6 protein-coding genes and 1 tRNA gene are annotated in these 6,187 nt (G+C 66.6%); 6 read left to right on the forward strand and 1 reads right to left on the reverse strand.

Going from position 1 to position 6,187, the window contains the following annotated elements:
* From VMJ70_08305 to VMJ70_08315, 3 genes are all read left to right on the forward strand, one after another.
* The coding region (locus tag VMJ70_08305) for an AAA family ATPase (protein HTO91120.1) at window positions 1–471 on the forward strand (471 nt) is incomplete at its 5' end.
* Window positions 468–1,739: an ABC transporter permease gene (locus VMJ70_08310; GenBank protein HTO91121.1), complete on the forward strand. Its 1,272-nt coding sequence runs from the start codon at window positions 468–470 to the stop codon at window positions 1,737–1,739. The genes VMJ70_08305 and VMJ70_08310, both read left to right, overlap by 4 nt.
* A 59-nt stretch (window positions 1,740–1,798) precedes the next feature.
* The gene (locus VMJ70_08315) at window positions 1,799–2,398 is read left to right on the forward strand and encodes a YdeI/OmpD-associated family protein (protein ID HTO91122.1); all 600 of its coding nucleotides are present in this window, start codon (window positions 1,799–1,801) and stop codon (window positions 2,396–2,398) included.
* Window positions 2,399–2,450: 52 nt separating this feature from the next.
* Here VMJ70_08315 and VMJ70_08320 read toward each other — a convergent pair whose 3' ends face one another.
* Window positions 2,451–3,692: a redoxin domain-containing protein gene (locus VMJ70_08320; protein HTO91123.1), complete on the reverse strand. Its 1,242-nt coding sequence runs from the start codon at window positions 3,690–3,692 to the stop codon at window positions 2,451–2,453.
* A gap of 163 nt (window positions 3,693–3,855) precedes the next feature.
* Here VMJ70_08320 and VMJ70_08325 point away from each other — a divergent pair, with 163 nt between their 5' ends.
* The 3 genes from VMJ70_08325 to VMJ70_08335 form a co-directional block, all read left to right on the forward strand.
* A complete protein-coding gene (locus VMJ70_08325; protein ID HTO91124.1) occupies window positions 3,856–4,425 on the forward strand; it encodes a YSC84-related protein in 570 nt (189 codons plus the stop codon).
* A gap of 103 nt (window positions 4,426–4,528) precedes the next feature.
* Window positions 4,529–4,619 (forward strand) — tRNA-Ser (locus VMJ70_08330).
* Window positions 4,620–4,655: 36 nt separating this feature from the next.
* On the forward strand, window positions 4,656–6,187 hold a 1,532-nt coding region (locus VMJ70_08335; protein HTO91125.1), incomplete at its 3' end, for a hypothetical protein.

Consider the following 6,187-nt stretch of genomic DNA (forward strand, 5'->3'; position numbering starts at 1 on the left):
GTGCTCCACCAGCCGCGCATCGTGCTGCTCGACGAGCCGACCGTCGGCGTCGATCCGCAGAGCCGCGAGCGCATCTACGAGATGCTCGACGTGCTGCGCCGCCAGGGCGCCTCGCTGCTGCTCACCACGCATCATCTCGAAGAGGCCGAGGCGCGCTGCGATCGGATCGTGATCCTCGACCACGGGCGCGTGAAGGCCTCGGGCACGCTGGCCGAGCTGGTGGAGCAGACGGTTGGCGGCCGCCGCACGGTGGCGCTCACGCTGGCCGCGCCGATCGCGCCGCCGGCGGGTCTCAACGCGAACGGCGCCGCGAACATCCTCCGCGCCGAAGTGGCGGACGTCGGCCTCGAGCTGGCGGAGCTGCTGCGGCGGGTCCAGGCGGCCGGCGGCCGCGTTGAAGACGTCGAGGTGCGACGCCACGGCCTGCACTCGGTGTTCCTCCACCTGACTGGAAAGGAGCTGCGCGAATGATCGCGACCCTGCTTCGCATCAGCCGCACCAATCTCCGGCGCGATCGTGTCGCGCAGATGATGGTGTTCGTACTTCCGATTGTCTTCTTTTCGATCTTCGCGATGGTGTTCGGCCGCCAGGGCTTCTCGTCCACGCCGCGCATCAGCGTCGCCGTGGTGGACGAGGACCGCTCGGACATGAGCGGCTACCTGATCGAGGCCATGAAGGCCGATCCAAGTCTTTCTGTCGTGGACTCTGCAAGGACCGAACTTGCGGCCGGCACTCGTACCGGTTCCGGTGGAACTGGATCAGGATCCCAGTCGACTGGCCCCGGGGCCAGTTCGTCGCTGGTCGCGATCGATCGCGCCCGCGCCACCTCGATGGTTCGCGAAGGCAATCTGCCGGTGGCGGTCGTGCTGCCGAAGGGCTGGGGCGCCACGTTTCCCAATTTCTCGGGCCAGGGCATGAAGGTGGACGTGATCGCCGACGTCTCCGACCCGGTCGCCTCGCATCTCGTGGTCGGCCTGATCCAGCGCTGCGCGGGCGTGGTGCTGAAGGGCGGGCCGCAGCCCGTGAGCGCGGCCGGCGGCCCAAGCGGCGGGCCGGCTGCCACCTCGGCCTCGAATGACCCGGGCAATCTGGTCGCCACCCACGTCATCGACCTGATGGGCGATCGCAAGCGCGGCGGCCGCATGATCTCGTTCTACGCCGCCGGGATCGCCGTGATGTTCCTGCTGTTCTCGGCCGCCGCCTCGGGCGGCGCGCTGCTCGACGAGCAGGATTCGGGCACGCTCGAGCGCGTGCTGACCACGCGAGTCGGCATGAATGGTCTCTTGATCGGGAAGTGGATCCACATCACCTCGCTCGGCATCCTCCAGATCGTGGTGATGTTTCTGTGGGGCACGGTCGTTTTTCATCTCGACCTGTTCTCGCACCTGCCCGGCTTCGCGATCATGACGGTCGCCACCGCGGCGGCCGCGGCGGCGCTTGGCCTGGTGCTGGCCACCGCATCGCGCTCGCGCCAGCAGCTGATGGGCGTGGCCAACGTCGTGATCCTCTCGATGTCGGCGCTCGGCGGCAGCATGTTCCCGCGCTTCCTGATGAGCGCGACCATGCAGAAGATCGGGCTCGTCACCTTCAACGCGTGGGCCCTGGATGGCTATCTCAAGGTCTTCTGGCGCGAACTGCCGATCAGCTCGCTCGCGCCGCAGGTCGGGGTACTGGCGGGGCTGACCATCGCATTCCTGATCACGGCGCGCTGGCTCGCGCGGCGCTGGGAGGCGGCGTAGAAGACTGCTAGCATTCCTCCCGCGCCACTCTCATCACGGAACCAGGCCCCGGAGGAGCCATGGGAAAGAAGGATCCACGCGTCGACGCATATATCGAGAAGGCCGCGCCGTTCGCGCAGCCAATCCTGAAGCAGATTCGCGCCGTCGTGCACCAGGCGTGTCCCGACGTGGAAGAAACGCTCAAGTGGAGCATGCCCTCGTTCACGTACAAAGGCATGCTGTGCGGCATGGCCGCGTTCAAGGAGCACGCATCGCTCGGCTTCTGGAAGAGCAAGCTGATCCTGACGCCCGACGGCCGCCAGGCCGATGAGGCGATGGGGCAGTTCGGCCGCCTGTCGAGCGTGAAGGACCTGCCGCCGAAGAAGACGCTCGCCGGCTACATCCGGAAGGCGATGGAGCTGAACGAGGGCGGCGTCAAGGTGCCGCGCGCCGTCAAGGCGAAGAAGCCGCCGGCGAAATTGCCCGCCGACTTGAAGAGCGCGCTGTCCAAGAACAAGAAGGCGATGGCGATCTACGAAGCCTTCAGCCCCAGCCACAAGCGCGAGTACGTCGAGTGGATCACCGAGGCCAAGACCGACGCGACGCGCTCGAAGCGCGTGGCGACCGCCGTGGAGTGGATGGCGGCCGGCAAGACGCGCATGTGGAAGTACGAGCGATAGACGGCGCCGAGGCGCCCGATCACTACGCCGGCTGGGCCGCCTCGGCGCGGGCTTACTCCAACAAGGAATCGATCTGGTCGGCGAGGATGTGCTCGATCCCTTCCGCCACGCCCACGTTCTGGTAGCGGATCATGCCGGTCCGGTCGATCAGGAACACGGTCGGGAAGCCCTGGATGTCGTAGGCCATCTGGGCGCTGCGCTCGTGGTCGAGCACCACCGGGAAGCTGTAGTTGTTGGTGCTCATGAAATCGCGCACCACCTGCTTCAGATCCTGTCCCGAGCCGCCCTTTTCCCAGTTGACGCCGAAGAACGCGACGTTCTTTCCCTTGTACTGCTCGTAGATCTTCTGGAACACGGGCAGCTCCTGCCGGCACGGCCCGCACCACGAGCCCCAGAAGTCGAGCACCACCACTTTGCCCTTGTAGTCCGAGAGCTGGAAGTTCTTGCCTTGAAGATCGGGCAGCGTCCAGTTGGGCGCGGCGCGCTCGTAGCGGCGCGCGTCGAGCGCCACCGACTTGCGCGACGCGGCGCGGGAGGCATCGATCGCCGCCTCGAGCCCGGCGGTCGAGCCGTGCTTCTTGATCCACAGCGCGTGCAGTGGCGCCACCGCGGTGGTGTCGGTGCCCAGGTAAACGCCCATCGAGCGCACGTAGTAATTGATGGCGAGATCGGTCTTTCCCTGCTTCTCGTAGGCTCCGCCGAGCTTGGCCAGCACGCGTTGGCTGTCGGGGGTGAATTCAAGCGCGCGCGTCAGCACCACGATCGCCGTGTCGGGGCGGTTGTTGAGGAGCAGCGCCTCGCCGAGCGTGGCGAGCGCAAAGCCGCGAATCTGATCGGCGCTCGGATCGGGCGGGAGGTCGTGATACGAAGCGCGCGCCATGGCCAGCGCCTTTTGCGGCATCTCGTTCCGGTTGATCAAGTACTGCGCGACCTCGCCGTTCACCATCGCGCGCTGCTGGCGTTCTTCGTCGCTTCGGTAGGTCCAGAGCGCGGTGTCGGCGGCCCCGGCCACCACCGCACCCGGCGCCTTCGACACGATCAGCCCGGCGAGCAGCATGCGGCGCATGTAGAGCGCATAGGTGCTGTCAGGGTTGTTGGCGAGGAAAGAGCGCACCGTCTTGACCGCGTCCTGGGCGCGCGCCGGATCCTGCAGCGCGCTGTTCAGGTTGATGAGGTCGTTGGCGGCCATTCGGTTGCCGGCGGATGCGGGGCGCGACGCGACCAGCATGAGCACTGCCAGGGCGATCGGGGTGGCAGCGAGCAGGCGGAGAGCGCGAGGTGGAGCGAACGTCATGAAGTCCTTCCAGTCGGATGTCGAATTCGGGAGCGTGGGATGGGCGTCGGGCGCTCCGCCCACGCCGCAGTCTCAGCCGAATGATTCTAGAGCATCCCGGGGGCTGCCGGCACGCGGGGGCGAGTCGGCTGATAGAATGCGCCCATTGTTCAGGGAGGAACTCATGAGAGCAAGATGCCTCGCCGGTTGGAGTCTCGCGACGCTGCTGACACTCGCCGCGCCTGTGCTCGCCGACAGCTACTCTGACGCCATCCACACCTTCAGGAACGCCGGGCAGAGCGGAAAGTTCTTCGAGCACTGCTACGGCTACGCGGTGTTCCCGACCATCGGCAAGGGTGGGATCGGCGTGGGCGGGGCTCATGGCACCGGCCACGTCTACCGCGGCGGTTCCCTGGTCGGGCAGTCGTCGATGACCCAGGTCACGGTCGGCTTCCAGTTCGGCGGCCAAGCCTACAGCCAGATCATCTTCTTCGAAGACAAGCGCGCATTCGACGAGTTCACCAGCGGCCACTTCGAGTTCGGCGCGCAGGCGACCGCGGTGGCGATCACCGCCGGCGCTTCGGCCGAGGCCGGCACCGGCGGCACCGGCGCGGGGGCGAGCGCCACCAAGCACGACGCCACCACCGCCGGCTCGTACCAGAAGGGGATGGCGGTGTTCACGATCGCCAAGGGCGGCCTGATGTACGAGGCCACGATCGGCGGCCAACGGTTCAGCTACAAACACCTCAAGTAGCGGGTGGCGCCCCCCGACTGGTTCCGGAACCAGTTGGCTCGCACCGCTTGCCGCGCTCCCGCCGCCACCAGTAGATTTTGCCGCGATTCCGCGAACTCATTGCGGAGAGATGTCCGAGCGGTTGAAGGAGCACGATTGGAAATCGTGTAGGCGCTAATACCGCCTCGAGGGTTCGAATCCCTCTCTCTCCGCCATTTCTCCTTCTCACCATCCATCCTCGAGGGAGCCCGATGACCCGCCGCTGGTGCTCGTTCGCGATCACGTCGCTCGCACTCTTCTGCTCGTTCGCTCCGGTGGCCGGCGCCGCGCGGGCGGCGGCGAGGCCGGACACTTCCGCCGCGAAGGGGGCGAAGAAGGACGACGAGGAGCCGCCGATCGTCACCCACCACCAGATGACGCTGGGCGGCAAGGTGCTCAAGTACACGGTCACCGCCGGAATGATGCCTTACAAGAACAACGACGGCGATGTCGAGGCCAGGATCTTCTACATGGCCTACACGCTCGATCGCGACAAGGGCGTGTCGGCCGATCGGCCGCTGATGTTCTCGTTCAACGGCGGCCCGGGCTCGGCGTCGGTGTGGCTCCATCTCGGGGCACTCGGCCCCAAGCGCGTGCAGATGCAGCCCGACGGCATGATGCCGTCGCCCCCGTACAAGCTGGTGGACAACGACCAGAGCTGGCTCGATCTCACCGACATCGTGTTCATCGATCCGGTCGGCACCGGCTACAGTCGCGCCACCAAGCCCGAGCTCGGCAGGAAGTTCTGGAGCATCCAGGGCGACGTGCAATCCGTCGGCGAGTTCATCCGCATGTATCTCACGCGCAACTCGCGCTGGGGATCGCCCCTGTTCCTGGTGGGCGAGAGCTACGGCACCACGCGCGCCGCGGCGCTCTCGGGCTACCTGGTCGAGACCCAGGGCATCGCGTTCAACGGCATTCTGCTGGTCTCCTCGATCCTCAATTTCGAGACCGCGCGCTTCACCGCCGGCAACGACCTGCCCTACCCGCTGTTCCTGCCCACCTACTGCGCCACCGCGTGGTATCACAAGAAGCTGCCCGCCGATCTGCAGGGCCAGCCGCTCGAGAAGACGCTGGCCGAGTGCGAAAGCTGGGCGGCGGGCGGCTACACCGAGGCGCTGGGGAAGGGCGATCAGCTCTCGGCCGAGGAGCGACGTGACGTGGTGGATCATCTCGGGCGCTACACCGGACTCGATCGCAGCTTCCTCGAGCAGTACGACCTGAGGATCGAGATCCAGCACTTCTGCAAAGAGCTGCTGCGCGAGCAACGATTGACCGTCGGGCGGCTCGACACGCGCTTCACCGGCATCGATCACGTCGCCGGTGGCGAGCGCCCCGACTTCGATCCGAGCATGGCGGCGATTCGCCCGCCCTATACCGCCACCTTCAACGACTACGTGCGGCAGGAGCTGAACTACAAGTCCGACCTGCCCTACTACATCCTGGGTGGCGGGATCGGCGAGTGGGACTTCCAGGCCGAGAACGCGTTCGCCGACGTGAGCGGCTCGCTGCGCAGCGCGTTCGCGAAGAATCCCTCGATGCACTTGTTCGTGGCATCGGGCTACTACGATCTCGCCACGCCCTACTTCGCCACGCGCTACACGCTCGCCCACATGGGGCTCGAGCCCGACGAGCGCGCGCGGATCACGACCAGGTACTACGTCGCCGGTCACATGATGTACATCCACTCGGCCGAGCTGGCCAAGCTCAAGCACGACGTGGCCGAGTTCATCGGCGCGGCGCT

Source organism: Candidatus Sulfotelmatobacter sp. (assembly GCA_035498555.1).
Taxonomy (GTDB): domain Bacteria; phylum Eisenbacteria; class RBG-16-71-46; order RBG-16-71-46; family RBG-16-71-46; genus DATKAB01.